The following is a 25,646-nucleotide window of genomic DNA, read 5'->3' on the forward strand; positions in this document are numbered from 1 at the left end:
ACCATCGGGTGACAACGCCCTTATCCTGTTACTCGAAGTCATTGGATGACTGCGATGAGTACCGGGGGTCGCGGTGAACCCTGCCCGAAGACTCACGTGGCTGCTGACGTCGAGCGCCGCCTCGCACCTGGGCGACGGCATCGGCAAGGTGGCCCTGCCCCTGCTGGCGACGACGCTGACCCGCGATCCCGTGCTGATCGCCGGGCTGTCCGCCACCCAGTTCCTGCCCTGGCTGCTCTTCGCCGCCGTCGCCGGCGCGCTGGTCGACCGGATCGACCGGCGGCGCGCGATGATCTTCGCGAACACCGCCCGCGCCGTCGCCGTCGGCACCCTCGCCGTGCTCGTCGCCGCCGGCGGGATGACGATCTGGCTGGTCTACCTGACGGCGCTGGTCATCGGGACCGCCGAAACGATCGCGGACAGCGCGGCCAACGCCCTGGTCCCGGCGGTAGTCGGCGACGGCTCGCTCGACGCGGCCAACAGCAAGCTGCAGGCGTGCGAGATCGTCGGCCAGACGTTCCTCGGCGGCCCGATCGGCGGCCTCGCCTTCGCACTGTTCGCCGCGTTGCCCTTCGTCCTCAACTCCGCCGGCTTCGCGATCGCGGCCGCGGTGCTGCTCGGGCTCACCGGCACCTACCGCGGGCAGGCCGGAGCCCGCCGGCCGACGCGGCTGCGCACCGACCTGGCCGAAGGCCTGCGCTGGCTGCGCGGGAACGCGCTGCTCACGCGACTGGTCGTCATCGCCGGGCTGCTCAGCCTGGTCAGCGAGCTCGCCCAGGCACAGCTGGTGCTCTACGCGCTCGACGACCTCCACCTGTCCGGCGCGACCTTCGGGTTCTTCGCGTTCGCCGGCGGCATCGGCGGGCTGCTCGGCGCGGGCATCACGCCGCGGCTCGTGCGCGCGGCCGGCCGGCGCGTGGTCGTGGTGGGCGGGATCCTCGGCTGCGGCGCCGGGTTCGGCGGGATGGGCCTGGTCCGCTCGCCGGTCGCGAGCGCGGCCCTGTTCGGCCTGTTCGCGGCGGCGGTCGTCGCCGTCAACGTCGTGCTCGCCACCGCGCGGCACACGCTGGTGCCCGGCGAGCTGCTCGGCCGGGTGCTCGGGGTGTGGCGCACGGTCGTCTGGGGCGCGATCCCGCTCGGCGCCCTGCTCGGCGGGGTGCTGACCGAGGCGCTCGGCACCGCGGCGCGCACGTTCGCCGTGTCCGGGCTGGCGATGCTCGCAATCGCCGCGTTCGCTTCCCTGGCGCTGCGGCGGCGCTCGCTCGATGACGAATCGGACTCAGCCGTGGCGCTACTGCACCAGGATCCGGGTTTGTGAGCTGAAATACGTCATCACCCAGGTGGTGGGGAGGCGGCTTATGCGCACCGTGGACCCGGGCACCGGCACCGACGCCGGTCCCGACTTCGACGAACCCTCGGACGAGTCCGAGGAGGTCAAGGCGTCACCGCCGCAGTCACGCCGGCTGCTCGTGCTGTGCGCGGTCGCCGGGTTCGTGCTGGGCGGCGGCGTGCTCGGGCTGCTGTGGGGCCTGTCCGGCGTGCACGCGGGCGCGCTCGACGACGCGCTGGCCGCGTGCCAGGCCCTCGACCGCGTCGGCGAGCTGCCGGACACGAGCCGGGACGCGCAGCCGTCGCTGACACCGGGCCTCACGCCCGAGCGGCTGCACCGGATGACGGCGGCGCGCGAGCTGTCCGCGGCCGCCGCCCAGGTCAACGCCACCTACCAGCCGCTGGCCGACCACATCGACGGCGTCAGCCGCATGGTGCTCAGCCTGCACTTCAACGACATCGCCGGCCAGCGGCACCTGGTCGAGGCCGAGGAGATCTGCGGCCGCCTCTAGGACGTGTGAACCGTCTTCACCGAGAGCTGGTTGCCCGGGATCTTGGTGCTCGCGCAGGCGGTGCCGTCGGTGGGCACGAAGTTCGACGCGGTCTCCTGCGGCAGGTAGATCCGCAGGCCCTTCACCGCCGTCGGCTGGCAGGTGCCCGAGTCGAAGTTCCGCACGTTGACGAACTGGATGTCGGCGATCGCGGACTGGCCGGGGTTCAGCTTCACCGCGTTGCCCTTGGTGCCCTCGCGGAAGGCGTCCTTGCCGACCTGGTGCCCGTCGGTGCCCGCGACGTACGAGACCCCGGGGAAGCCCTGGATCTCACACGGCTTCGAGCTGCTGTTCTTGATGTTCAGCGGCCGGTACACCGAGCCCGCGCCGGCGTCGCCCTGGCCGAGCGACAGCGTGACGTCCCCGGCCTTGCAGAGTCCGTTGTCCGCGGGCTGGGCGGGCGGCGTGGAGGCCGGGGCCGAGCTGCTCGGGGCGGACGCGGCTGTGGTCGCCGTGGTGGAGGTCGGGGACGCCGTCGTCGAGGGCGTCGAGCTGCTCGCCGCGTTCGTGGTGCCGCCGTTCCCGCAGGCGGACAGGGCGAGCACGCCCGCCGAAGCCGCGACGAGGGGGAACAACCGTGAAAGCTTCGTCCAAGCCATGTCAATCGCCTCCCTGGTGTGGTGCTACTGGGTAGACGTACGGATCTCCGGCAGGTTGGTTCGACCCGTTAATTCCCCACCAGACGTGTCTCAAACGTGACGGGATCACACTTTCGTGACGGTCAGAGAGGCGTGTCGACCCAGGTCAGGCAGTGCCACTGGCCGTCCGGCCGGGCATCCAGCTCCACCAGGCCGGTGTTCGGGATCAGCGCCGCGTTGGCGACGTCCGCGTGGACGTTCGGCGCCAGCCACTCGGCGGACAGCCGGATCGCGCCACCGTGGCTGACCAGCGCGATCACGCCGTCCGGGTCGGCCTGCTCGTGCTTGGCGCGCAGCCGGCCGACCGCGTCGAGCATGCGGGTGCGCACGCTCGTGCCGCTCTCGCCGCCGGGCAACGTCGCCGTCAGCTCGCCGAGCGTCCACCGCCGCACGACCTCCATGTACGTCCGGATCGACTCGTGGTCGGTCGCCCCTTCGAGATCACCCGCGACGACCTCGTGGACGCCGTCGACCACCTGGACGTCCAGCGAGAACCGGGCGGCCAGCGGCCCCGCCGTCTGCTGGGCCCGGGTCGCCTGCGACGCGTAGACCGCGACGATCGGCTCCCCCGCCAGCCGCGTCGCGAGGTCGTCGGCCTGGGTGCGGCCGAGCTCGGTCAGCGGCGGCCCGGGCAGGGCGGTGTCGAGCGCGCCGCGGACGTTCCCGTCGGTCTGACCGTGGCGGATGAGCAGCAGCCTCACGCCAGGTCTCCCTTGCGGACCGCGTCGGCCCACACGGCGGCGTCGACGAAGTCGTCGTTGCCCGCACCGGGCTCGATCGTGGTCCGCGTCCCGTCGGCGCGCGGGTGCGAGCCGAGGAACCGCAGGTTGCGGCAGTGCCGACGCAACGCGGTCAGCGCGTCGAGGATCCGCGGCTCGGCCACGTGCCCCTCGAAGTCGATGAAGAAGCGGTACTCGCCGAAGTTGCTGCGCGTCGGGCGGGCGTCCAGCCGGGTGAGGTTGATCCCGCGGTCGGCCAGCGCGGTGAGCAGCTCGGCGAGCGTGCCGGTGCGGTTCACGGCCGCGGCGACCACGGACGTCCGGTCGGCGCCCGTCGGCTCCGGCAGCTCGCCCGGCGGGCGGACCAGCAGGAACCGCGTCGCGGCGTCGCTGACGTCGCCGACCTCGGTGGCCAGCACCTCGAGGTCGTAGTGCTCGACGGCGACCGGCGCGCAGACCGCGGCGTCGAAGTGGCCTTCGAGCACCCCGACCGCGGCTGCCGACGTCGACGAGGACGCCACCGGGTGCGCGTCCGGCAGGTTCGCCTCCAGCCACTCGCGGACCTGGGCGAGCGCGTGCGGGTGGCTGGCGACGGTCTTGATCTCCCCGCCGCCGCGCCGCGTCAGCACGCTGAAGTGGACCGGCAGGATGTGCTCGGCCACGGCGACCAGCGGGGTCGACTCGCTGAGCGCGTCGAGCGTGGTGGGCACCACGCCCTCGACCGAGTTCTCGATGGGGACGCACGCGGCGTCCGCCTCGCCCTCGCGGACGGCCGTCATCGCCAGCCGGACGGTCTCGACCGGAATCAGTTCTTCGCCGCCGGCGAGGGCCCGCGCGGCCTGTTCGGTGAAGGTCCCCTGGGGGCCGAAGTATGCGATCCGTGACACAACACCCAGGCTACGGGTCGCCACCGTGGCGACTTTCACTCGGACAGCCGGTACCAGAACCGGTTACGCCGGGTGGCATTTTTTGCGATGCTAGGGATGTGACCGCCGACTCGGGCACGCACACCGGCCGTGAGGGCGCACACCCGCCGGTCTCCCCTCGCACACCGGAACTGGTGCTGTGTGCCGTCGATGAACCACTCGCCACCGCCTGGACGTCCGCCGCTGAATCGGTGACCGGCCGGGTCCGGGTGCACCGCGGGTCGGTCCTCGACGTCGTCGCCCAGGCCGTGGTCAGCCCGGCCAACTCCTACGGCTGGATGCGCGGGGGCATCGACGCCGTCTACGCGCGGGCGTTCCCGGGGGTCGAGCAGAGCGTCCGAAGTGCGGTTTTGGCCTTCCACGGCGGTGAACTGCCCATCGGCGAAGCCGTGATCGTGCCGACCGGCGAGGCCGAACCGGCGTGGCTGATCAGCGCGCCGACCATGCGCGAGCCGGCCGAGCGGCTGCCCGCCGACACCGTGCACCCCTACCTCGCGGCGCGCGCGGTCTTCCTGCAGTGGCGCGACGGCCGGCTCGACCACGGGCCGGTGCGGGAGCTCGTCGACACGATCGCGATGCCGGGGCTCGGCACCGGCGTCGGCGGCGTCGACCCCGCGACCTGCGCACGTCAGGTCGCGGCGGCGTGGGACGAGGTTTTCCGTAACTCGCGGTGATCACCACAACCGGGCGTGGACTACATCACAGCGCGTTCACCGGCCGTAAGCCCTACCGTTAATCACGCAGGTGAAACGTCCGCCAGTGCAGGCGACGGCCGGAGGAGTGTGCGATGACCCGGGTCCGCGAACTCAGCCCGTATGTCGAGCTGCACCGGGAACAGTGGAAAGAACTGCGAAGTTCGACGCCGCTGCCGCTGACCGCGGCGGAGCTGCTGAAGCTGCGCGGGCTCGGCGAGCAGGTCGACCTGGCCGAGGTAGCCGACGTCTACCTCCCCCTCTCCCGCCTGATCAACCTGCAGGTCGCCGCGCGCCAGCGGCTCTACGAAGCGACCACGACGTTCCTCGGTGACGACTCCCGCGGCACGAAGGTCCCGTACGTGATCGGCATCGCCGGGAGCGTGGCCGTCGGCAAGTCGACCACCGCCCGCATCCTGCGCACGCTGCTCGCCCGCTGGCCGGACCACCCCCGCGTCGACCTGGTCACCACCGACGGCTTCCTGTACCCGCGCGCCGAGCTGATGCGGCGCGGGATCATGCACCGCAAGGGCTTCCCGGAGAGCTACGACCGCCGCGCGCTGCTGCGGTTCGTCACCGAGGTGAAGTCGGGCGCCGAGCGCGTCGCCGCGCCGGTGTACTCCCACCTGGCCTACGACATCCTGCCCGGCCAGGAGCAGGTCGTGCAGCAACCGGACATCCTCATCGTCGAGGGCCTGAACGTGCTGCAGCCGGGCCCGCGGCTGATGGTGTCCGACCTCTTCGACTTCTCGATCTACGTCGACGCACACACCGACGACATCCAGCGCTGGTACATCGAGCGGTTCCTCGAGCTGCGCCACACGGCGTTCGCCGACCCGGCGTCGCACTTCCACCACTTCGCCGGCCTGCCCGACGACGAGGCCCGCGCCGAGGCGCGGCACCTGTGGCACTCGATCAACGAGCCGAACCTGATGGAGAACATCAAGCCGACCCGCCCGCGGGCGACGCTGGTGCTGCGCAAGGACTGCGACCACGCCATCAACCGCGTCCGCCTCCGCAAGCTCTGACCGGATTCGTCGGAGGGGTGACGCTCCCCGTCACCCACATGCCGGTCGGTACCACGCTGGGCGAACACCCGGACACTCTTCGTCGTCCTTCGCGACTTTCCGTGCACGCACCTCGGCCGATCGGCCGAGGTGCGTCATTCAGGCGTAACCGGTTGGCCGATACCGATCGCCCGTTCGGAAAGCGACCCTGAAGAAGACCGAAATCGACTCTGAGCTGGGGAGGAGGCCCACGATGTTGGCGATGATCCTGACGTGGGTCGGTGCGATGCTCGGTGTGGTCCTGCTGATCGCGATGGCTGCCGGAACGTTCGCCGTGGACTTCGACGACCGGCTGCAAGAGCGACGTCGCAAGACCAAGCCGAAGGTTCCGGCAGGCCCACTCCCCTAGACCTCAGAGTTCGGCCAGCGCCTCGACGTAGGCGTCGGCGTCGTATTCGAGCGTTTCCTCGGACTCCAGCAGGCTGCCTTCCAGCGCGTCGATCAGCTGCTCGAAGACCTCGTCGCGGTCGAGCTCGCCCTCCTGCAGGCGCTGGACGGCCAGCCACGCCTCGACGGGCTCGTCGTCCCACAGCTGGTCGACGATCGTCGCGCGCAGCACCAGCCGCTGTTCTTCCTCGTCCTCGTCGGCCTCGGCGATGACCAGCGCTCGCCGCTGTTCGGGGTCGGTGGGGTCGAGGTCGACCTCCTCGTCCTCGATCTCCGTGGTCAGCGACGGCACCGCGAACATCCGGCGCTCCAGCGCGTCCGCCAGCTCGGTCGGCGACAGCTCGCCGACGTCGCCGAAGTAGCGCTCCAGCGGGGAGTCGTCCTCGTCGGCGTACTCGCTCAGGTAGTCGGCGACGGCCTCGTCGAGCGCGGCGATCGCCGTCCCGGTGAGGCCGGCGCGCTCACCCGTCCACTGCACCCAGGCCAGCACGACCGGCTCCACGGCGTCTTCGTGGTCGGCGTCGAGCTCGAACTCCTCGCCGAGCAGGCCTTCGAGGAACCGCGCGATCTTCTCCGGCCCGACGCGCAGCGGGTTCGCGGGGTCGGTGGCCAGGCCGTGCTCCAGCAGCAGGCGCCCGATCGCACGGGCGGCGCCGGCGTCCTCACCGCTCGCCGCGACGAACTGCTCGACGACGGCGGCCCGCTCGGCTTCGGACCACTCAGCGACCTCGGGGACGAGCGCGGGTTCCGGCAGCGCGCGCGACCACGTCAGCGCGACCGCGTGGAAGCGCGCGTAGTCCTCGCTGACGTCGGCTTCGTCGAGGTGGTCGGTGACGGCGAGGCCGTCGGAGAGCAGGCGGTGCGCCTCGGCGGGGTCGACCGCCTCGGCCACGACCAGCTCCGGGTCGGCGTCGGCCTGCGCCCGCATCTCGGCGAGGACCTCGCCGGGCTGTTCGATCACGACGAGGTCCCGCACCCGGCCGCCCTCGGTGAAGTCGAGGAGCGCGAGCAGGCCGTGCAGCTTCTCGCCGTGGGCGAAGACGCAGAGCAGGGACGACTCGTCGCCGTAGACGTCGCCGGTCCGCCAGCACTCGCCGGCGGTGACCTGGCCCAGCCCCGCGGCCCAGGTCGGCGCCGGGATGCCGCGGCCGAGGACGACCTGCAGGCCGTCTTCGGCGGCCTTGCGCTCGACGTCGGTCTCCGCGACGACCTTCAGCGCGGCCAGCAGCGCCGCGGCGCCCGGCGTGATCTTGCGCTGCGCGAAGGCGATCAGCTCGAGGCCGAGCGGCTCTTCGCCGTCCTCGAGGGGCACGTCGTGGAACTGGCCGAGGACCTCGGAGGCAAGCAGCTCGACGTCCACCGGCGCGGGGTCGGCGCCCAGCGCCGAGAAGTCGTTCAGGACGTCCTTGAACAAGCCGGTCACGCTGTGCGTGACGGGCTGCGGGGGCTTCTTGCGGGCGCGGCTGACCGGACTCATGGACCTATGTTTTCATCGCGCGGCCGGAGCGGTCGCGGTGGCCCTGGCGCGGGTCCCGCCGCCTGCTCGACGGGGAGGCGCCGAGCCGGACGGCGGAACAGAGCCACCGCGACATCGCTGGCCAGAGGCGTCACCGCCTTGGCGGAACCTTCGATGTCCCGGTGCACGTGAAACACCGGTTCACTTCGGTCAACGAGGTGCGCGGGGCGAGGTTACGGCTTTCGGGATGGCGATTCGCGCGGTCCGGATTTCCGTGATCAGGCGGGTTTTCCGGCGGTGGGTTTCCACCAGGGCGCCGACGTAAGCGGTGAATTCGTCCGGCGTCTCGGCGCGCTTGTGCAAGGTGCGCAACAGCTTCAGCCGGCGGGCGGCGTCTTGGTAGGACTGCGGGTCCTTGCGCTCGATGAGCTCCTCGACGTGCTCGCGGAAGACCGGGATCGTCTCGGCCGGGTGCTCCGCGGCGCGTTGCTCGGCCAGTTCGAGCTTCAGCTCCGGCGACGCCCCGAACCGCACGCACGCGCGCCAGGCTTCGTCGGGACGGCCGTCGTCGAGCAGGACGCGGGCCAGCTCGTCGGCGGCCCCGGCACCCTCGGCGGCCAGCTCGCGCAGGCGGGCCAGCGCGGCCCGGCGCTGCGTCGTCCACTTCCCGTCGGCGGTCGCGGCTTCGCGCAACGCGGCGAACGTCTCCCGGTCGGGCTTGGCGTCGAACTCCTTGCGACGGCGGGAAGTTTCGTCGTCTTGCACCGGCACCGGCTCCGGCGCGTGCCCGTTCTTGTCGTGGGTGAGCGCGCGGGCGGCGTGCGCGATGGCCTCGCTGTGCCGCCCGGCGGCCCGCAGCACCCGGACGATCTTGAGGCTGATGTCGCGCCTCGGCGGCTTGGCGGACAGGATCGCGACCAGCTCGTCGACGTCGCCGAACACCTCGGCCAGCTGCTCCCGCAGCCGTTCGGCGACGTCCCGGCGGTGACCAGGCCCGCCCGCCGTCAGCACGTCGTCCACAGTGGACTTGATCCGGCGCAGGCCGGGCTCGCCCAGCGCCGTCGCGAAGTCGGCGAGGGTGATCGACGGGTGGCCCGGGCCGTCGAACTCGACCTCGAGGATCCAGTCGGCCAGTTTCTCCGGGTCCGGCGGCCGGGCGGCGCACGCGCGGGCGTACAGCGCGACGGCGCGGTCCAGCCGGTCGCCGAGGTCGCCGGTGTGGTCGCCGGACCGCTCGAGGACCTCGCTGATGTCGTCCACCGTGCGGCGGGCGAGCGGGGCCAGGTCGGCGCGGCTGCCGACGTCGAGCATCCGCTGCAGCGTGTCGAGGACGGCGCCGACTTTCGCGGTGTATTCGCCGTTCCCGTCGGTCACCGCGGTGTCGAGCAGCCGGTGCGCCTCGCTGACGTCACCGGATTGGGTGGCGGCGCGCAGTTCGAGCGAATGCCGCAACTCAGGGTCACGCCCAGCCTGGGCGTGCACCAGGTCCACCAGCGTCTCCGCGTCCAAAGTGCGCAGGTAGGGGCGAAGATCCGAGGGGGGACTCACGCGGACCAGTCTGCCCGACCCCGGCAAGCACGCGTGTGGGCCAACCGCGTGCTCTTTTCGGCGTAATCCGTGACTCTGTGTGAGGCCGTCATCGGCGGCGCAAGTCGTCGAGCACGGCTTTCGCCGGCCACGGTTCGGGCACGCGCGGCCGTCGTGACCGTCCGTGTCGGGGTCGCGGGATGGCCGCCCGCATGGTCGGCACCATGATCGGGACGACCGGCACCGGCACGCGCGCGACGAGCCGCCGCACGACGACGAGCAGGAGCCCGGCGCCCAGCAGCAGGGCCGCGCTGGCGGCGATGGCGCCGGCGAGCGTGCGGCGGCCGTCGTCGAGGGTGAGCTGCACGGCGTACTGGCTCTGCTGCGAGTACAGGGCGCCGAGCTGCTGGGAGACGGTGTAGGCGGCGCTGCGCCACGTGGATTCGGGAACGGGCAACGGTTCACTGGCCGCGAACGCGTCTTCGACGGCGGCGAGCCTGCTCCAATCGGCGCTACGGGTGAGCGACTCGTACGCGATACGGCCACTTTCGGTGAGCTGCGGCGCGATCCGGTCCAGTTCGGCCCGGTAGGCGGCCACGGCCTGGGTGAACGGCCGCCGCGTCACGCCGTCGATCCCCGCCAGGGCGAGGGAATCGGAGCGATCCATCCCCTCGGCGACGGAAAGCAGGTCGACGGCGGTGATCTGCTGGTACGCGGATTCGGCGTCGGGCGCGTGGCGCGTGTAGTCGCGCAGCCCGGCGATGGCGGTGTCGATCCGCTGGGAGAAATTCGCGTACGCGGCGGTCCGTTGGTCGGGCCCGGACATCGCCTCGCTGCGCTGGCCCTGCAGGGCGCAGACGACCTGAGCGGTCCGGCCCGCGGCCTCCGCCGCGTCCATGGCGTTGTCGCGTGTCCGGTTCGCTTGCTGGACCAGCAAGAACGCGATCACGATCGCCACGACGACAAGGGCGCCGCCGGGCACGAACGCGATGCACAGCATGCGGCCGCGGACGGATCGCAGGTACTTCAAGGCGTGCCCTTTCCGAGCTTCAAGCCCCGCAAGCATCCCGACGAAGTCCAACCTATTGAGTGAGAGATTCACCGGTCAACGCCGGTCCGCCATACGGCCGTTAGCGCACCGTGACGAGCGGGGACAATCGCCGGGTGACCCTCGACGACGTGACCCAGCGCCTCCGCGGTTTCGCGGCGGCCCGCGCCTGGGAGCCGTACCACACCCCGAAGAACCTCACGATGGCGTTGTCCGGCGAGGTCGGCGAGCTGACCTCGCTGTTCCAGTGGCTGACGCCGGAGGAGTCCGACGCGTGGCGCGAGGATCCCGCGCTGGAGGCGAACGTCCTGGACGAGATCGCGGACGTCACGCTGTACCTGCTCCAGCTGGCCGACCGCCTCGGCGTGGACCTGACGGCCGCGGCCCACGCCAAGATCGACCGCAACGAGGTCCGCTTCCCGCCCCCGAGCTGAGTCAGAGCTGAGTCAGAGTTCGGCCAGCAACGGCGGCGGCGTGCTCGCGACGGGCCCGTCCGGATCGGCCAGCCACCCACCGTCCCCGTCGGACCGCAGCATCGACCAGATCCCGAACTCGTCGAGGTGCAGCCGCGCGATTTCCCGCTCCCCCTCGGCCCGCACCTCGACGATCGCGACATCCCGCCCGAGCACCCGGCACTCGACGCGCAGGCGGTCCTTGAGGTCTTCGGGAACCCGCTGGGCGCACCACCGCTCGATCTGGCGCATCGCGAGCTCCGGAATCACGGTCATGGCGTCCAGTGAACCGCACGCGGGTCAGCCGAGCCGAACCCCATCAACCACGGCGACGACATCGTCGTAGGTCCGACCGGGCGCACACCCATCGGTGGGCACGACGACACAGCCCGGCCGCAGCGGGAGGTAGGCGGCGAGCTGGTCGTGGATCCGCTCGACCAGCGAGGTCCCGCCGCGCTCGGTGATGACGCGGTCGATCCCCTCGGTGGCGGCTCCGCCACTCGCGGCCCGCGCGGCGAACCGCGCTCCGGCGACGGGCTTGTCCGCGGTCAGCAGGATTTCCCGGTACTCGGCATCGCAGCGGTTCGCGACGTCTTCGAAGGCCTCGATGTCGGCGACGCGGGTGGCGAGCTGCGGCATGACGACGTCGTGCCCGGTCCGCAAATGCGTCTCGGCCATGGCGACGGTGAGCAGCTGCGCGGCCTTGAAGGTCTCGAAGAAGCTGTCCCGCCAGCCCCGATGAGGCAGACGACCCGATCGGCGTCGAGGTTGAGCACCCCGGGATGCCGCTCGGCGTAGGCCTGCGCGATCGTCGACTTCCCGATCCCGGACGGCCCGTTCAGGTGGATCAGTCTCGGCACCGCTCCGACCGTACCAGCGCCCCGTCACCACGCGTGTGCTCCGAACCACCCGTTCGGCGCCATTGATTCACTCGGAGCGGTTCCTGAAACTGGTCTGATGGACAGGGGACACTCGGATTCCTTCGGCGCCAAGATCAACCGGCAAGCATTGGCTGAGCTGCGAGAGAGGGGGTTCACCCGGAGATTCGGAGAAAATGATCAGCTTTTCATGGAACACGATTCTTCGGGGAGTGTCTTCCTCGTCGAGTCCGGTCTCGTCAAGGTGTATGTGACAGCCTGCAACGGCAAGGAGCTGATCCTGGGCATCTACGGCCGCGGGGAGCTGCTCTGCGAGCTCAGCGCCATGGACCGGCTGCCTCGCTCGGCCAGCGGCCGAGGACGCACCGGCGGAACGATCACGGAAATTCCCGGCGCCGAGTTCCGCGCGTTCATCGGGCGCCACCCGGCCGCGATGCAGCACGTCCTGAGGACCGTGCAGATCCGCTTGCACCGCGCCGATCGGGAACGGCTCTCCTACCTTTCCGACGGAGTCCGGATGCGTGTCGTCCGCAAGCTGATCGACTGGGCGGATCAGTACGGCGAGGAAAGCGCCGACGGCGTCGAAATCGCCGGGTTCTCGCGGCGCGACCTCGCGCAGAGTGTCGCGGCATCGGAGAAGACGGTCGACGACGTCCTGTCGGCGTTGACCGCCGATGGTGCCATCGCCACCGACAAGAAGTGGTTCCTCCTCCGGGATCTCGAAGGGTTGAGGAAGTCCACCGAGGACTGACCCGGAGCACGCCACCCGTCGTCTGTCTCCCGGTTTTCCGGTAGTGACTCACCGTGGGCGTATCGAAGACTTCCTCCACCGACGAGAAGAGGTGGCTGGATGAGCGAGATGCCCACGACGCGAGCACTGTTCGGGTTCGACGTCATCGGTTCGTCGAGCAACGACGACGATCAGCTCGACGAGGTCCGGCAGGCGGCGGACGAGCTGATTTCCGAGGCGTTCGACCACACCGGCGTCGACGCGGCCGCGCGGGTCAACTACTCGGGGACCGGGGACGGCTACCTGGCGGCGTTCCCCGAGCCGAGTCTGCCGGCCCTGATCGATGCCGCTCACTTCCTGCACGGCCGGCTGTACATGCGGAACCGCAGTTCGATTCCGGCGATCCGGTTGCGACTGGCCGTCCACGCGGCGCCGATCCAGGTGGTGGACGGCGACAGCTTCCAGCGCCCGATGATCGAACTGGCGCGCCTGCTGGACGCGGCGGCGGTGAAGGACATCGTCCGGCGCGTCGCCGACCGGCGTCCGGTCACCGTGGTCACGGTCCTTTCGGCACGGGCCTTCCGCACGGCGGTCCGGGGCGGCCACACCAGCCGGCTGGTGAAGCACGACTTCAGCCCGCTCGTGATCGCCAACAAGGAGTTCGAAGAGACCTCCTGGGTCTGGATGCCCGGCGTGGACATCGACAACCTGCCCGCCGGCACGTCGTCCGAACAGCGTCCGCAGCCTGAACCAGCCTCGCCCGACTCGTCCGGAGGTGGCCAGGTGATCAACGGCGGGGTTCAGGGAACCGGGTTCATCGGCACGAACTCCGGCCCGATCGTCAACAACTACCTCGGCCGGAAGCGGCCATGACCACGGCGGTCGAGCAGGACCCGGCCGAAGGCAAAGCACCGGAACCGGAGCCTCAGAGGACTCCTACGCCGGAACCTGAGAAAGCGTCCCTGACCAACAACGGCATCTACGCCGAGAACTTCTACGTCGGCGAGGAGCCCGACGACGACAAGGAGGTCAAGACCGGCCTGGTCTACGGACCTGTGGCGGATTCGCTGGTCGATCAGGCGGTGTCGGCGTTCTGCGTGCCGGGAGGCTACGGACAGGCCCGCCGGATCCTGACCGAACACCGGTTGGTACTCCTATGCGGCCGGTCGAGCGGCCGCGGCCTCGCCGGCGTCCGGTTGCTGATCGACGCGAACCTCCACGACCTCAAACGGCTCGACCCGACTCGCGAGGCGCGTGAGTTGCTCGGCATGAAACGGTCCGATGGCACGGCCGGATACCTCTGGAACGACGTCAACGCGGATGCCTGGTGTGGCGAACTCGACTACCACGTCCTCGGCCAGCTGGCCCACTCGCTCGTCGAGCTCGATGCCTATCTGGTAGTCACCTTCGCCAATGAGGACATCGATCTCGAACGAGCCCGGCCCTACGTCGCCGAGCTGACGCCCGCCAAGCCGGCCGAAATGGTCCAGGCCCACCTTCGGGCCAACAGGCAGCCGGTCGATCTGCTGAAAACGCTGGACCGAGATGACGATCTCACGGATTGCGCACCGTGGCGCGCGTCCGAGATCGCCCGGTTGCTGGGTGCGATGGCCGACGGGCGATTCTCGGAAGACGACGTCAAGGCGACCATCCGCCGCCGCGGCGACGAAGACGTGGCCGCGTGGTTCGCCGACAACGGAGACATACCCGCCCGGGCTCTGGCGATCACCGTCGCATTGATGGAGGGCAGCGGCTACAACGACGTCGCGGCCGCGGCGAAGAAGCTCGAAGACCTCCTCAGCAATCCCGAGAACGATGAGCTCTGGCCGTATTTGCCGCCGGACCTGTTCGACGAAACTCGCGCCGAGCGTCTCCGTCGGATTCGTGCCCGGCTCCACGCACCGGAGAGTTGGCAGCTGATCGACCGCGAGCCGGTCAGGTTCTCCAGGCCTGGGTGGGGAGCGAGGCTGCTCGCCTACGCCTGGAAGGAGTACGAGCGCATCCGGCCGACACTCCAGACCTGGATGGGTGGCCTGGACGACGAGCTACCCTGGATGTCTCAGCGGCATGACGACGCTATGAGCCGTTTCGGACGGATGCTGGCGAAAGCCGCCGAACCGGACCCGTTCAGCTGGGTGCGCCCGTGGGTGCAGGGGGAAAAGTTTCAGCAGTCGGCAGCGGCCTTGATCCTCAGTGCCATGTGCGAAAACAGCGAATACGTGCAAGGCGTGAAGAATCGAGTGAACGCATGGTCACGCCATCTTGTCGGCGACAAGTTCCGTTTCACAGCAGCCCTGATGTGTCGCAACACATTTGGGCAATGTCATCCTGAATTCGCACTGTATCAGCTCAGAAAGCTGACCAGAAAGTGTGACTTGGACTTGCACGACGAGATAATACACTCGCTGAAGACACTGTTGAATGAGCCCAGCAACCGCGGACTCGTGCTCAGCACGCTGCCGATCTGGATCCTCTATGGCGGAGCGACGCAGCAAGACATCGCCGGCCGATGCGCTGTGTACGCGCTTTCATTGGAGAGAAGCAAGGCACCCCGATTCAACGACCGAGAGTCCGTGGCAGTCCGATTCCTGTTCACCGTCCTGCTGGAAAAACCTCGCCTTCGCCAGCAAGTCCTTGTCGGGCTGACCACCTGGGCCATCAGCGCCGGTACTCGTGTCACCCCGCGGCGCGACGTGAGCCGGATGCTCAGGCTGTTGCTGGACGCGCCTGACGAAAATCTCGTGCGGCGGTTCTCGTACTTCTTGCGGAAGGCCTTCGATGAAAACCGCAAAGCGACTGCCCCGCTCGCCGCGTTGACCGCCGAAGTCCTGAAGGAGCTGTCCGATGAGTGAAGACACCGAGAGTGTCGCATGGCGAGGCGTGCGCCGCTGTGCTCGCCCGACCAGGAGCATTCTCCGGTACCAGTTGCGCAAGCGCGGAAACACGGTTCTGGTCGCCGAGTGCGACGACGGCCACTGGGCCTCCAGCAATCTCCACCTCGGTGGCACGACCCAGGTCCAGAAGCTCGGCGTCGGCCTGGCGAAAAGCATTCTGCGGCTGTACGAAGTGGACGTCTCCAGCAGCACTTCGACTTTCCGCAGTGTGTTCGAGACGGACCAGGAAGGCGCGATCGTCGAAGGCATCGTCACCGTCCGCTGGCGGATCACCGACCCCGTCGCGCTGATCAAGCAACCGAAGGTGGACCACGTCGACGCCATCCGCACCGACATGGAGGACATCCTGCGCCCGCTGGTGCGCAAGACCACCCTCGACGAGGTCGAGAAGCTGGCGATCAAGGTCGACGACCTGCTCGAAGCCATGCGCCCGCTCACCGGGGGGACGGTCTCCTGGGGCGAGGTCGATTCCCTGTTCCGGCTCACCGGGGAGGGCGCGCTCCACCGCTACTCCCTGGAGGAGATCCGGCGAGCCCGCATCGTCGACCGGGAACGCCGCGACATGGATCGGGAGCGGATCAAGTTCTACGCCGACGTGATCGACTCCGGCAAGGTCAGCCTGCTCGCGATGATGCTGAGCGACGACAAGACGTCGGTCCGCGAGGTGCTCAGCCAGATTCACCTGTACGACATCCCGATCGGGCGATCCGTGCTCGACGCCGACGACCCGTTCCGGAACGCGGTCGGCCGGATGATGAGCGAGGCGGACGACTTCGACCTCCACGAGATGCGGTTGGCCTGGCTTTCCAGCTTGACCAGCCGGAGCCGCGAGAGTGAACTCAACAGGTTGCGGGACTCGCTCGGCGAAACCCTCGGTGACGAAGCCATCACCTTGCACAACGGCCGCAAGCCCTAGCCGATCGGCCGTATCGACGGGGCTCTAACCTGGGCCGATGACCACCGCCGACGAACTGCTCGGCAGGCTCGCCGCCCTGGGGCGTGAAGAGCTGGCGAACCTCCTCGCCCACCGGCCGGACGTGCTGGACGAACCGTGGCCGCGGCGGCTCGACGTCGTCGCGGCCCGGCTCGCCTCCGCGGAGTCCGTGAACGATGCCGTGCTCGGGTTGTCGTTGCCGCAGGTGCAGGTCGTGGGCGCCGTCCAGCTGTGTCATGCGCTGGGACAGCAGCCGGCGCCGGTCGGCGAAGTAGCGCGGCTCCTCGGTACGACAGCCGAGACCGTCGAGTCCTTTGTGGACGACCTGGCCGAGCGAGCCCTGCTGTGGCGCGACTCCGGCGGCGTCCGGCTCCTGGAGCTCCTGCACAAGAAGGACTTCCGCGACGAAGGCCTCGGCCAGCCCGTCGCGAACCTGCTCGGAGAAATCGGTCGCAGCCGCGCCGCGGTCCTGTCCAGGACCCTCGGGCTGTCCGAAGGCCTCCAGGAGCTGCTCCGCTTCTTCCGCGACGGCGACCGCGTGCGCGAGGTGTTCGGCACTGCCCCCGAACCGACGCGGAAACTGTTGCAGGACATGGCCGACGGCGTTCCGGAGGCCGAAGGGGTACTGGCCTTCCACACCGCGGAGGGCTGGGCGTTCGAGCACGGTTTCCTGTTCGGCACGTACTACGGCAGCGTCGCCATGCCGCTCGAGGTGTCGCTCGCCCTGCGCGGGCCGGACCACCAGCTGCCGTTCACGCCCGCCGAACCCGCGTACGCCGTCACGCACGTCGGCGTCGAATCGGCCGAGGCCCTGTCGTCGGCCGCCGCGCTGCGGGTGCTCGACCGCGTCTCGGCCGTGCTCGAACTCGCCGGCGCGGAGCCGTTTCCGCTGCTCAAGGACGGCACGATCGGCGCGCGGCTCGTCAAGAAGGTCGCCAAGGACACGAGCGCGACGCCCGCGGAGATCGAGCTGGCCATCGACCTCGCGGCGCAGGCCGGGCTGCTGCTGGCCGACGAGCCGCCGGCGCCGCGACGCGGCCAGAAGGCGCCGCCGCCCACGCTGGCGCCGGACCCCGACCTAGCCCGACCCGGGCCGGCGCTGCTGTACCGCCTGCTGCTGACGACCTGGTGGGAGCCGGCGCCGCCGGAGTACGGCACCGACGTCGACGCACTGGTGCGACGTCTGGTCGTGCGGCTGCTGGCGCGCCTCGAGCCCGGCGCCGCGATCTCGGACGGCGAAGCGCTGGCCGTCCTCGCGGAGTGGCACGCGCCGATGCTGCCGGTCGAAGACTTCGCCGGACACGTCCGGGACGCGCTCGACGTGGCCGAACTCCTCGGCGTCGTCGCGCACGGCGCCGTCACCGCGACCGGCCGCGCCCTCCTCGCCGGAGCCGGGCTCGTCGAAGTCACCGACGAGCTGGTCTCCCGTGCGCGGACGACGGCACTGTTCGGCACCGACCTCACCGCGATCGTGCCCGGGTCGCCGGACGCCCGGCTCGCCGCGTCGCTCGACCGCGTCGCCGACCGCGAGGCCCAGGGCACCGCGACCAGCTGGCGGTTCTCCCCCGCGAGCGTCCGGCGGGCGTTCGACCAGGGCGCGACGGCCACCGAACTGCTCGACGAGCTGGGCGCGATCGCCGCGGGCGAGCTGCCGCAACCGCTGGTGTACCTGGTCAACGACGTCGCGCGGCGCCACGGTGAGGCGCGGGTGCACGACGTCGCGAGCGTCGTCGTCGGCGAACCCGCCGTGCTCGCCGAGCTGGCCGCGCACCGCAAGCTCGCGAAACTGGGGCTGCGCGCGGTGGCACCGACCGTGCTGACGTCCACAATGGACGCTTCCGGCACGCTCGACGCGCTGAGGAGCGCCGGTTACGCGCCGACCCACCACGCCGCCGACGGCAGCATCGTGCTGCCCGCCCGCGAACCGGCCGAGCCCACGGCCGTCGTCCGCGACGCCGAGCCCGGCGAACGACCGCCCGATCCCCTCGACCACGCCGAGCGGCTGCTCGCGGCGCCGGCGAGCGGCCCGAGCCTGTTGCGCGGCCAGCTCGCGCGGGCGATGAGCGATCGCTACGCGGGACGTCTCACGCCGAAGCAGCAACAACTCTGCTGGCAGCTCGAAGCGGGGATCCCGGCGGACATCGGCTACCAGGCGGACGACGGTCCCGCCCGGCTCGTGATCGCGTACCCGGAGCTCGACGGCGACGTGCTCGACGTCTGGTCGCTCGGCGACCGCGCGTACCGGCGGCTCGAGCTGACGCGGATCGACCTGAGCTAGGCCTCGACGCCGGTGAGCCGCGCGTAGACCACGACGTTGTCGAGGTAGTTGCCGCTCGACCGGTCGAACTCGCCGCCGCAGGTGATGAGCCGCAGCTCGGGGTCGGCCGTGTCGCCGTAGACCTGGTCGGTCGGGAACTCCGCCTTGGCGTAGCGGTCGACGCGGTAGACGGTGAAGACCGCCGTCCGGCCGTCGGTGCGGCCGACCCTCGCCTGCTCGCCGGGGCGCAGCTCCTTGAGGCGGGAGAAGGCGCCGGCGACGTGCTTGTAGTCGACGTGCGCCGCCAGCACGGCCGGGCCGACCTCGCCCGGCGACGGCGCGCCGGTGAACCAGCCGACCGTCGTGGCGTCGCCGGGGACCTCGAGCGCCCCGCCCGAGGTCAGCCCGAGGTCCTTGATCCCGTCGGCCCGCACCCCGATCGCCGGGATGCTCAGGGAGGCCGGTTTCGCCGCCGGGAGCCCCTCGCCGGACGGCGCGGTGGTGGCCGACGGCGCGATCTCGACAGGCGTGGCGGACGGCGGGGCGACCTGGTCCGGCGGGTGCGGCGAGAAGGCGAGGACGGAGGCCACCACCAGGATCGCCCCGAGCGCCGCGACGACAGCCGTGACCGCCGGCCACAGGCGCGGGTGCCTCAACTCGTGCGCCGGCGCAGGTAGAGCACCATGCCGCCGGACGCCGCCGCGGCGAGCAGCGCGCCACTCAGCACCAGGAACGCGGGGGCGCCTTCCTCGGGCTCACCGCCACCGGTGGCGACGCCGCCGACCGGCTTCACCTTCACCTGGCTGCCTGTTGTGGACTTCTTGGTGGTGGTGGACTTCGGGGCGGTGTGGGTCCGCGTCGTGGTCGACGGCGGTACGGGCGTCGGGTTGGACGTGTTCTGCTGCGGGCGGTGGGGCAGGGATTCGCAGGCGATTCCGTCGTGATCGGAATCGAGGTTGTTCGGGTCGCCCGGCGTTGCGTCGAGGACTGCCTGCGCCTCTTCCTGGTACTGGAAGTTCTTGCAGTTCAGATCGGCCGCGAGGGGCGTCGCGAGCTGCGCGGAGGCGGGGAAAACGGGGCCGAGGAGAGCGAGCCCGGCGACGGCCGCGGCCGTCGTCAGGGCACGACGAAACAAGGACACCGGAAGGTCCTTTCAGGAAGAATCGGGGTGATTGCGTGGTAACTATCGTGACCCCGGCGACACTGTTACGGAACATTCCGGAATTTCGGAAACGCCAGCGCCCCACCAAAATCCGGCCGGCTCGTGATTCTTCCCCATTTGCCGCTGACCAGCGGAATCAGCGACAAGAATGCGTACCGGCGGGTTTGTTACGAGATCCGCGGTCACACTTTGGGGGTAATTGGCCGGGATCGTCCGGTGTGACGTGCGGACCAGCCGTCACCGCGGCGCGCGCGTACCCCGTAACCTGGGGATATGCCGATCCAGGTGCTCCTCGTCGACGACCACGAACTGGTCCGCCGCGGGCTTCGCGACCTCCTCGGCGACGAGCCCGACATCGAGGTCGTCGCCGAAGCGGGCAGCGTCGAAGAGGCGCTGGCGGTGGCGATGCACGTCGAGCCGGAGGTCGCGGTGGTCGACGTCCGCCTCGGCGACGGCGACGGCGTGACGCTGTGCCGCGAGCTGCGGTCCAAGCCGAACCCGCCGGCCTGCCTGATGCTCACCGCGTTCGACGACGAAGAGGCGATGGTCGGCGCGATCATGGCCGGTGCCGCGGGGTATCTGCTGAAGCAGGTGCGGGGGCAGGACGTGGTGTACGCGGTGCGCGAGGTCGCGGCCGGACGGTCGCTGCTCGACCCGGTGAGCACGGCGCGGGTGCTGGACAAGATGCGGCACCCGCCGACGGACGAGCTGGCGACGCTGACCGAGCGCGAGCGGGACGTGCTCGAGCTGATCGGCCAGGGCCTGTCGAACCGCGAGATCGCCGAGCGGCTGTTCCTCGCCGAGAAGACGGTCAAGAACTACGTCACGTCGGTGCTGGCGAAGCTCGGCATGCAGCGCCGGACGCAGGCCGCCGCCTGGATCGCGCGCCGGGAGAAGTAGCTCTTCGCGACCGTCGTGTCCGCAAGCCGCCGTTCGCTGCTTCCTTTTCAACGGCCGTCACATACCGCCACGCCGATCGACGGTTTTTTCCTGCCAGTTTCACTCGAACGTGAGTCGAATATGTGTTCGATCGACCGGTACGATCTTCAGTGAGGGCGATGAAGGGAGGCTGGATGACCCGAGAAGGATAGATCGCGGTCAGTCAAGTGGGAGATCGAACGCGACGAGCGTGCCGAGACTGGGCGAGGAGTTCAGGAAGAACTTGCCGCCCGCGGCATCCGCGCGTTCGGCGAGATGACGCAGGCCACGGGTGGCGACGCCTTGGGGGACGCCGGAACCGTTGTCCCGGACACGGAGTTTCACGCCGCCGGAGTCCCTGGTCAGGGTTACGCGGGTTTCGCTCGCGCCGGAGTGTCTGACCACATTGGACAGAGCTTCGCGCAGGGCGGCCCGGATGTGGTCGGCGTGTTCCGCGGGGATGTCGGCGAATTCGCCGGACAGCTCCAGGGTCGGTGGGTACCCGAGCAACTCGCCGGCGATGCGGACCTCGCCGCGCGCCGACTCGGCGAGGTCGGCGGGCGTGCCGGTGTCGTGGCGAGGCTCCGGTGACCTCAGCGCGCGCACGGTGCCCCGGATCTCCTCGATGGTCTGGTCCAGCTGGTCGATCGCGTCCGAGAGACGCGCGCCGTCGGCTTGGGCGAACCGCTTGCGCATGTTGCGCCGAACCCGGTCGAGCTGCATCCCGGCGCCGTAGAGCCGCTGGACGATGACGTCGTGGAGTTCGCGAGCGATGCGTTCACGCTCTTCGTAGAGCGCGACGCGGTGGCGCGCGTTGGCGCCTTCGGCGAGTGCGAGGACGACTCCGGCCTGAGCGGCGAAGGCGACGAGCATCTCGACGGTCCCGGCAGAGAACGGCTCACGCCCTCGCTTCCGGTAGACGGTGAGCGCCCCGAGAACCCGTCCCCCGGACCCGAACGGCGCGGCGGCGAAGGGCCCGTAGCCGTGGAGCTCGGCGGGAACGTAGGGCGCGGTCCGAGGGTCGACGGTGAAGTCGGCACTGGCGACGGGCTCACCGCCCCGGGCGACTCGTCCGGCCGCGGAGTCCGCGGGGAGGGCTAGACCGCGCAGAGTTTCCCCGGCGCTGACGCCGATTCCGGCGGGGGCCTCGAGCGGCGCTTCACCAGCGCTCGCGCCGGTTGCGGTAGTGCCCGCCTGCGTGCCTGGCGTCGCACCTCGGTCATCCGCGGCCGTGCCATCGCCGGGCTTCGTCGGGTCACCGGCGGCGGGGTGGGCGGTGGCGTAGTGGGCGGCCTCGACCACGACCCGGCCGTCTTCGGCGCTGACCATGGCGAGACCCAGGTCGGCATCGGCGAGTTCGGCGGCTCGGGCAACGACCGTGTCCAGCACCGCTCCCGGGTCGTCGCCGGACAGGGCGGTGCTCGTGATCTCGGTGGCGGCGGACAGCGCCCGCGCGGCAAGCGTCGGATCCATGAGTTCCGTCATTATCGCGCGACGCTGCGGCGGCGCGCCAAGCACGCTTCGAGAATCGATCACGACACAGGCACCCGCGCCACAACCCGGCCGTCACGGACCTCCAGGACCAGGTCCGCACCGTCGGCTTCCTCGGCGCGGTGAGTCACGTGCACAACGGTCCGCCCCGCCAACACCTCTCGCAGGTTGGCGCGCACGACCTGGGCGGTCGGCTCATCGAGGTGCGCGGTCGGCTCATCAAGCAGCACAAGCCCGGCCGACGACGCCCCAAGCAACGCCCGCGCCAGCGCGACCCGCTGCGCTTGGCCACCCGACAGTCCGCTGCCGCCGCTACCCAGCAAGGTCGACAAGTCGAGCTCACCGAGCGCGGCCAGCCGCAACGCTTCGCGCAGGTCTTCGACGGTCGCGGCCGGCTGCGCGAGACGCAGGTTCTCGGCGACGGTGGTCCCCGCGAGCATCGGCTCTTGAGGTGCCCAAGCAACCCGCCCCGGAACGGCAACCACCCCACGCCGAGGAGCGAGAAAACCCAGAAGAGCAGCAACAAGAGTCGACTTGCCGGCCCCGCTCGGCCCCACAACGGCGGCGTAGGTGCCCGGCGCCAGATCGAGATCGACCTCGCGCAGGACCACCGGCCCACCAGGCCAGCCGAGATCGGCTCCCCGCAGCACCACGCGGTCCCCGGCCTCGGCCGAGTCACCGCCGAACCGGCCCTCAGCTTCGACCACCCCGCGGTGTCCGACCGCAGCCTCGGCCGAGGCGCCGCCGAGTATGCCGCCGGCTTCAGCCGCGCCTCGGTTCCGAGCCTCGGCCCCGGCGCCATCGTGCCTGACCTCGGCCCCAATCGGCAGAGCCTCAAAAGCAGCGCCGCGTTGGCGGGCCTCGGCACCTACCAGCGCAACCCCGGGCCGGGCCTCGACCGATCCGCCGCGCAGCCCCACCTCAACCTCGGTCGCGTCGCGGTGCCCAGCTTCAGCCTGGGCGCCACCATGCATGGCCTCGGCCGAGTCGCCACCGAGGCTGCCTCCGGCAGCGTCCGATGCGACGCGCGACCGGGTCTCTCCGACCTGCGCGCCCTCGGCCAGGCGCTGGCGGGCGTGCTGGAGGGTGTCCCAGTGTTGGGCTGCTGGTGGGAGCAGGGCCAGAACCTCCGCCAACGCCAACGGCACCAAGGCCAGCAGCGGCGCCAGTACCGCGTCGAGGCTTCCCGCCGCTACCGCCTGGGCCGCCAGCGCCGTGCTGACCACCGCGCCCGCTCCGCACGACAGCGTGATCAGCGCCTCCGCCGCTCCCACGCCGAACGCCTGACGGTGCGCCTGCCCCACCAAGCGCGTGTCCGCCTCTGTCAGCGCGCGGCGGTGGTCGCGATCCCGGCCGAACGCCAGCAACTCACCCGCCGCCTCGAACAGCACCAGCACCCTCGACGCCACTTCGCGACGGCCGTCCGCCAACACCGTCGTCGCGCGGCGTTCTGTGCGGAGCGCCACCCATGGTGCGCACAGCCCCACCGCCACCGCCGCGAAAAGTGCCAGCCCCGCCGCGGGTAGGACCCACGTCTGCACCGCGATCGCCCCCGCCGCGACCAGCGCCACCACCAACGGCGGCGACACCACCCGCGGCAGCAGATCGCGGACCGTGTCGACGTCGGCGACCAAACGACGTTGGCCCTCGCCCGCGCGCAAGCCCGCGGCGGGACCTCGGCGAACCAGCGCACTCCACAGCCGCACGCGGAGGCGGCCGGCGATACGGAACGCCGCGTCGTGTGTGACCAGCCTTTCCACGTACCTCAACCCCGCGCGGCCCAGGCCGAACGCGCGGACGCCGACCACCGCGACCGTCAGCGTCAAGATCGGCGGCTGCTGCGACGCCTTGGCGATCAGCCAGCCCGACGTCGCCGTCAGCGCCACCCCCGCCAGCAGCGCGAGCGCGCCCAGCGCCGCGCCCGCGAAGAGCCGGCCGTCGAGCAACGCTCGCCACGGCGGCGGGGACGCGGGATCGTCCACAGTGGACTCCGCGACGGCTGGCGAGACCTCGGGCGGCAGGTCGACCGCCGCCGTGTGTTCGTGGGCCGCGATGATCGCCGCGGCTCCGCCGTCGACCGCTCGCTGGACCGCGTCGAGCACCAGGCGCGCGTTGGCCTCGTCCAGGTGGGCTGTCGGCTCGTCGAGCAGGAGCAGCCACGCGCCGTCGCGCACTCGCTGAAGCGCGCGGGCGACTGCGACGCGTTGACGCTGTCCCAGTGAAAGCTGCGCCACCGGACGGTCCGCGAGCCCGGTCAGGCCCAGTTCGTCGAGCAGAAAGACCGAGCCGACCTCGTCGCGCACCGTGCCGCCGGTGAACACCGGCGACTGCGGCACCCACGCGACCTGCTCGCGCCAGCGCGTCAGATCCGCGTCGGCCAGGTTCGTCGAACCGACCGTGATGACACCGTCGTGCGCCGGGACGAAACCGAGCAGCACCGAGAGCGTCGTCGACTTGCCGCCGCCGCTCGGGGCGCGGAGCCAGACCGTCTCGCCCGGGCGGACCGTGAACGTCTCGCCGTCGGGGGCGAACCCGCCGCGTCGCGCGACGCGCAGGGACGACACCCGAAGTGAGCCCCGCGAAGGAACCGCAGTACCCAAAGAAGGCACGGGCACCGCCAGCAGGTCGGCGACGCGCCGGACCGCTTCGACACCGTCCTCGCTGGCGTGGAACGCGGCGCCGACCGCGCGCAGCGGCTGGTAGCACTCCGGCGCGAGGATCAGCACGCCGAGACCGATGGCCAGCGGCAGGTTCCCGCCGACCAGCCGGACGCCGATCACCACCGCGACCAGCGCCACCGACAGCGTCGCGATCAGCTCGAGCACGAACGTCGAGGAGAACGCGACCTTCAACGTCTTGAGCGTCGCGCGGCGGTGGCGTTCGGACAGCTGCCGGACTGTCTCGCCCTGCGCGGCCGCGCGGCGGAACGCGGTCAGCACCGGCAGCACGCGCACCAGCTCGAGGAGCCGTTCGGACATCCGGTGCGCCGCGTCGGTCGCGCCGGCGACGCGGCCGGCCGTGAACTTGCCGACGAGGATCGCGAACATCGGCAGCAACGGCACGGTCAGAAGAACGATCACCCCGGACGGCCAGTCCGCGAACAGGATCGCCGCGCCGGCGCCGAGCGGCACGACCGCCGCCGTCACCAGCGCGGGCAGGTACTCGCGGAAGTACGCGTCGAGCGCGTCGAGGCCGCGGGTCGTCAACGCCGTCAGCTCGCCGTGGCCGCGGCGGGCGATCCACTCGGGGCCGAGGCGCAGGGCGTGGTCGACGGCCTTCGCGCGCAGCTCTCGGTGCGCGGTCGCGGCCGCGCGGGCGGAAACCGTGCGCACCGCCCAGCCGGTCAGCGCGCGCGTCGCGACGAGCGCGAGCAGCGCGGCCAGCTGGGCGGTGCTTCCCCCGGAACCCGCTCCGACGATCGCCGCGAGGACGTCGGCGAGCAGGAACGCCTGTGCCACCAGGGCGATGGCGTGGAGGAACGAGAGGAACCCCACCAGGGCCAACGCCCGGCGCACGGCCGGCACGAGGGCAGGCAATGCGCCGAGCGGGCCCTTTCCCGGCCGCGCCGAGTCCATTGTGGACTCCGAGGC

24 protein-coding genes are annotated in these 25,646 nt (G+C 70.8%); 12 read left to right on the top strand and 12 right to left on the bottom strand.

The genetic code is table 11. The annotated features are described in order from the left end of the window. Nucleotides 1-73: 73 nt before the first annotated feature. Nucleotides 74-1,318: an MFS transporter gene (locus ACZ7OU_RS05355; protein WP_470254321.1), complete on the top strand. Its 1,245-nt coding sequence runs from the start codon at nucleotides 74-76 to the stop codon at nucleotides 1,316-1,318. Nucleotides 1,319-1,358: 40 nt separating this feature from the next. Beyond that, nucleotides 1,359-1,841: a hypothetical protein gene (locus ACZ7OU_RS05360; protein ID WP_470239948.1), complete on the top strand. Its 483-nt coding sequence runs from the start codon at nucleotides 1,359-1,361 to the stop codon at nucleotides 1,839-1,841. Here the strand turns inward: ACZ7OU_RS05360 and ACZ7OU_RS05365 are convergent. The 3 genes from ACZ7OU_RS05365 to pheA all read right to left on the bottom strand — a co-directional run bounded on the left by ACZ7OU_RS05365 (nucleotide 1,838) and on the right by pheA (nucleotide 4,124). Then, nucleotides 1,838-2,485, bottom strand: a complete 648-nt coding sequence (locus tag ACZ7OU_RS05365; RefSeq protein ID WP_470240777.1) for a DUF4232 domain-containing protein — start codon at nucleotides 2,483-2,485, stop codon at nucleotides 1,838-1,840. The two genes, ACZ7OU_RS05360 and ACZ7OU_RS05365, sit on opposite strands and share 4 nt — an antisense overlap. Nucleotides 2,486-2,601: 116 nt before the next feature. Beyond that, the gene (locus ACZ7OU_RS05370) at nucleotides 2,602-3,219 is read right to left on the bottom strand and encodes a histidine phosphatase family protein (protein ID WP_470254322.1); all 618 of its coding nucleotides are present in this window, start codon (nucleotides 3,217-3,219) and stop codon (nucleotides 2,602-2,604) included. Continuing rightward, nucleotides 3,216-4,124 carry a prephenate dehydratase gene (gene pheA / locus ACZ7OU_RS05375; protein WP_470239950.1) on the bottom strand — a complete coding sequence of 303 codons (909 nt, stop codon included), beginning with the start codon at nucleotides 4,122-4,124 and terminating at the stop codon, nucleotides 3,216-3,218. Before pheA ends, ACZ7OU_RS05370 begins: the two co-directional genes overlap by 4 nt. Before the next feature lie 98 nt (nucleotides 4,125-4,222). On the opposite strand from pheA, the gene ACZ7OU_RS05380 reads away from it, so the two are divergent. From ACZ7OU_RS05380 to ACZ7OU_RS05390, 3 genes are all read left to right on the top strand, one after another. Beyond that, nucleotides 4,223-4,837 carry a macro domain-containing protein gene (locus ACZ7OU_RS05380; protein ID WP_470239951.1) on the top strand — a complete coding sequence of 205 codons (615 nt, stop codon included), beginning with the start codon at nucleotides 4,223-4,225 and terminating at the stop codon, nucleotides 4,835-4,837. 113 nt (nucleotides 4,838-4,950) lie between these two features. Next, nucleotides 4,951-5,883 (top strand): type I pantothenate kinase, encoded by a 933-nt coding sequence (gene coaA / locus ACZ7OU_RS05385; protein WP_470239952.1) that lies wholly within the window; start codon nucleotides 4,951-4,953, stop codon nucleotides 5,881-5,883. A gap of 232 nt (nucleotides 5,884-6,115) precedes the next feature. Continuing rightward, a complete protein-coding gene (locus ACZ7OU_RS05390) occupies nucleotides 6,116-6,271 on the top strand; it encodes a hypothetical protein (RefSeq protein ID WP_470239953.1) in 156 nt (51 codons plus the stop codon). 3 nt (nucleotides 6,272-6,274) lie between these two features. On the opposite strand, the gene ACZ7OU_RS05395 is transcribed toward ACZ7OU_RS05390, so the two are convergent. The 3 genes from ACZ7OU_RS05395 to ACZ7OU_RS05405 form a co-directional block, all read right to left on the bottom strand. Next, nucleotides 6,275-7,786, bottom strand: coding sequence for a sigma-70 family RNA polymerase sigma factor family protein (locus ACZ7OU_RS05395; protein WP_470254323.1), 1,512 nt, complete (start codon nucleotides 7,784-7,786; stop codon nucleotides 6,275-6,277). A gap of 189 nt (nucleotides 7,787-7,975) precedes the next feature. Further along, nucleotides 7,976-9,313, bottom strand: a complete 1,338-nt coding sequence (locus ACZ7OU_RS05400; protein ID WP_470254324.1) for a DUF6880 family protein — start codon at nucleotides 9,311-9,313, stop codon at nucleotides 7,976-7,978. Nucleotides 9,314-9,401: 88 nt separating this feature from the next. Further along, on the bottom strand, nucleotides 9,402-10,322 hold the full coding sequence (locus ACZ7OU_RS05405) for a nitrate- and nitrite sensing domain-containing protein (protein ID WP_470254325.1): 921 nt from the start codon (nucleotides 10,320-10,322) through the stop codon (nucleotides 9,402-9,404). Between the two features lie 134 nt (nucleotides 10,323-10,456). On the opposite strand from ACZ7OU_RS05405, the gene ACZ7OU_RS05410 reads away from it, so the two are divergent. Then, nucleotides 10,457-10,774 (top strand): nucleotide pyrophosphohydrolase, encoded by a 318-nt coding sequence (locus ACZ7OU_RS05410; protein ID WP_470239957.1) that lies wholly within the window; start codon nucleotides 10,457-10,459, stop codon nucleotides 10,772-10,774. A gap of 12 nt (nucleotides 10,775-10,786) precedes the next feature. On the opposite strand, the gene ACZ7OU_RS05415 is transcribed toward ACZ7OU_RS05410, so the two are convergent. Continuing rightward, nucleotides 10,787-11,068 carry a DUF3024 domain-containing protein gene (locus ACZ7OU_RS05415; RefSeq protein WP_470239958.1) on the bottom strand — a complete coding sequence of 94 codons (282 nt, stop codon included), beginning with the start codon at nucleotides 11,066-11,068 and terminating at the stop codon, nucleotides 10,787-10,789. Nucleotides 11,069-11,092: 24 nt separating this feature from the next. Then, nucleotides 11,093-11,470, bottom strand: coding sequence for a hypothetical protein (locus ACZ7OU_RS05420; RefSeq protein ID WP_470254326.1), 378 nt, complete (start codon nucleotides 11,468-11,470; stop codon nucleotides 11,093-11,095). Nucleotides 11,471-11,749: 279 nt separating this feature from the next. Between ACZ7OU_RS05420 and ACZ7OU_RS05425 the strand changes: the two genes are divergently transcribed. The 5 genes from ACZ7OU_RS05425 to ACZ7OU_RS05445 all read left to right on the top strand — a co-directional run bounded on the left by ACZ7OU_RS05425 (nucleotide 11,750) and on the right by ACZ7OU_RS05445 (nucleotide 18,506). Then, complete coding sequence (locus ACZ7OU_RS05425) at nucleotides 11,750-12,421, top strand: Crp/Fnr family transcriptional regulator (protein WP_470254327.1); 672 nt, start codon at nucleotides 11,750-11,752, stop codon at nucleotides 12,419-12,421. A 99-nt stretch (nucleotides 12,422-12,520) separates the two neighbouring features. Then, nucleotides 12,521-13,273 carry a hypothetical protein gene (locus tag ACZ7OU_RS05430; RefSeq protein WP_470254328.1) on the top strand — a complete coding sequence of 251 codons (753 nt, stop codon included), beginning with the start codon at nucleotides 12,521-12,523 and terminating at the stop codon, nucleotides 13,271-13,273. Then, a complete protein-coding gene (locus ACZ7OU_RS05435; RefSeq protein ID WP_470254329.1) occupies nucleotides 13,270-15,252 on the top strand; it encodes a hypothetical protein in 1,983 nt (660 codons plus the stop codon). The genes ACZ7OU_RS05430 and ACZ7OU_RS05435 overlap by 4 nt, the downstream gene beginning before the upstream one ends. Then, nucleotides 15,245-16,210, top strand: a complete 966-nt coding sequence (locus ACZ7OU_RS05440) for a hypothetical protein (protein ID WP_470254330.1) — start codon at nucleotides 15,245-15,247, stop codon at nucleotides 16,208-16,210. The genes ACZ7OU_RS05435 and ACZ7OU_RS05440 overlap by 8 nt, the downstream gene beginning before the upstream one ends. Before the next feature lie 37 nt (nucleotides 16,211-16,247). Next, entirely contained in the window at nucleotides 16,248-18,506 is a 2,259-nt protein-coding gene (locus ACZ7OU_RS05445; protein WP_470254331.1) for a helicase-associated domain-containing protein, read from the top strand. On the opposite strand, the gene ACZ7OU_RS05450 is transcribed toward ACZ7OU_RS05445, so the two are convergent. Both ACZ7OU_RS05450 and ACZ7OU_RS05455 read right to left on the bottom strand, forming a co-directional pair. Then, nucleotides 18,503-19,141, bottom strand: coding sequence for a class F sortase (locus ACZ7OU_RS05450; RefSeq protein WP_470254332.1), 639 nt, complete (start codon nucleotides 19,139-19,141; stop codon nucleotides 18,503-18,505). The genes ACZ7OU_RS05445 and ACZ7OU_RS05450 overlap by 4 nt on opposite strands. Next, nucleotides 19,138-19,626, bottom strand: coding sequence for an excalibur calcium-binding domain-containing protein (locus ACZ7OU_RS05455; protein WP_470254333.1), 489 nt, complete (start codon nucleotides 19,624-19,626; stop codon nucleotides 19,138-19,140). The genes ACZ7OU_RS05450 and ACZ7OU_RS05455 overlap by 4 nt, the downstream gene beginning before the upstream one ends. Before the next feature lie 294 nt (nucleotides 19,627-19,920). On the opposite strand from ACZ7OU_RS05455, the gene ACZ7OU_RS05460 reads away from it, so the two are divergent. After that, the gene (locus ACZ7OU_RS05460; protein ID WP_470239965.1) at nucleotides 19,921-20,547 is read left to right on the top strand and encodes a response regulator; all 627 of its coding nucleotides are present in this window, start codon (nucleotides 19,921-19,923) and stop codon (nucleotides 20,545-20,547) included. A 198-nt stretch (nucleotides 20,548-20,745) separates the two neighbouring features. Here ACZ7OU_RS05460 and ACZ7OU_RS05465 read toward each other — a convergent pair whose 3' ends face one another. Both ACZ7OU_RS05465 and ACZ7OU_RS05470 read right to left on the bottom strand, forming a co-directional pair. Then, complete coding sequence (locus ACZ7OU_RS05465; protein WP_470254334.1) at nucleotides 20,746-22,038, bottom strand: GAF domain-containing sensor histidine kinase; 1,293 nt, start codon at nucleotides 22,036-22,038, stop codon at nucleotides 20,746-20,748. A 59-nt stretch (nucleotides 22,039-22,097) separates the two neighbouring features. After that, nucleotides 22,098-25,631 (bottom strand): thiol reductant ABC exporter subunit CydD/CydC, encoded by a 3,534-nt coding sequence (locus ACZ7OU_RS05470; protein WP_470255884.1) that lies wholly within the window; start codon nucleotides 25,629-25,631, stop codon nucleotides 22,098-22,100. Between the last annotated feature and the right edge of the window lie 15 nt (nucleotides 25,632-25,646).

This window comes from Amycolatopsis sp. NPDC114505 (assembly GCF_055633615.1).

Bases quoted from the DNA above. Each gene is read 5' to 3' on its own strand.
- ACZ7OU_RS05360 (WP_470239948.1), top strand. From the start codon at position 1,359: ATGCGCACCGTGGACCCGGGCACCGGCACCGACGCCGGTCCCGACTTC.
- coaA (WP_470239952.1), top strand. From the start codon at position 4,951: ATGACCCGGGTCCGCGAACTCAGCCCGTATGTCGAGCTGCACCGGGAA.
- ACZ7OU_RS05390 (WP_470239953.1), top strand. From the start codon at position 6,116: ATGTTGGCGATGATCCTGACGTGGGTCGGTGCGATGCTCGGTGTGGTC.
- ACZ7OU_RS05395 (WP_470254323.1), bottom strand. From the start codon at position 7,786: ATGAGTCCGGTCAGCCGCGCCCGCAAGAAGCCCCCGCAGCCCGTCACG.
- ACZ7OU_RS05415 (WP_470239958.1), bottom strand. From the start codon at position 11,068: ATGACCGTGATTCCGGAGCTCGCGATGCGCCAGATCGAGCGGTGGTGC.
- ACZ7OU_RS05420 (WP_470254326.1), bottom strand. From the start codon at position 11,470: ATGGCCGAGACGCATTTGCGGACCGGGCACGACGTCGTCATGCCGCAG.
- ACZ7OU_RS05425 (WP_470254327.1), top strand. From the start codon at position 11,750: ATGGACAGGGGACACTCGGATTCCTTCGGCGCCAAGATCAACCGGCAA.
- ACZ7OU_RS05430 (WP_470254328.1), top strand. From the start codon at position 12,521: ATGAGCGAGATGCCCACGACGCGAGCACTGTTCGGGTTCGACGTCATC.
- ACZ7OU_RS05435 (WP_470254329.1), top strand. From the start codon at position 13,270: ATGACCACGGCGGTCGAGCAGGACCCGGCCGAAGGCAAAGCACCGGAA.
- ACZ7OU_RS05440 (WP_470254330.1), top strand. From the start codon at position 15,245: ATGAGTGAAGACACCGAGAGTGTCGCATGGCGAGGCGTGCGCCGCTGT.
- ACZ7OU_RS05445 (WP_470254331.1), top strand. From the start codon at position 16,248: ATGACCACCGCCGACGAACTGCTCGGCAGGCTCGCCGCCCTGGGGCGT.
- ACZ7OU_RS05460 (WP_470239965.1), top strand. From the start codon at position 19,921: ATGCCGATCCAGGTGCTCCTCGTCGACGACCACGAACTGGTCCGCCGC.
- ACZ7OU_RS05465 (WP_470254334.1), bottom strand. From the start codon at position 22,038: ATGGATCCGACGCTTGCCGCGCGGGCGCTGTCCGCCGCCACCGAGATC.
- ACZ7OU_RS05470 (WP_470255884.1), bottom strand. From the start codon at position 25,631: ATGGACTCGGCGCGGCCGGGAAAGGGCCCGCTCGGCGCATTGCCTGCC.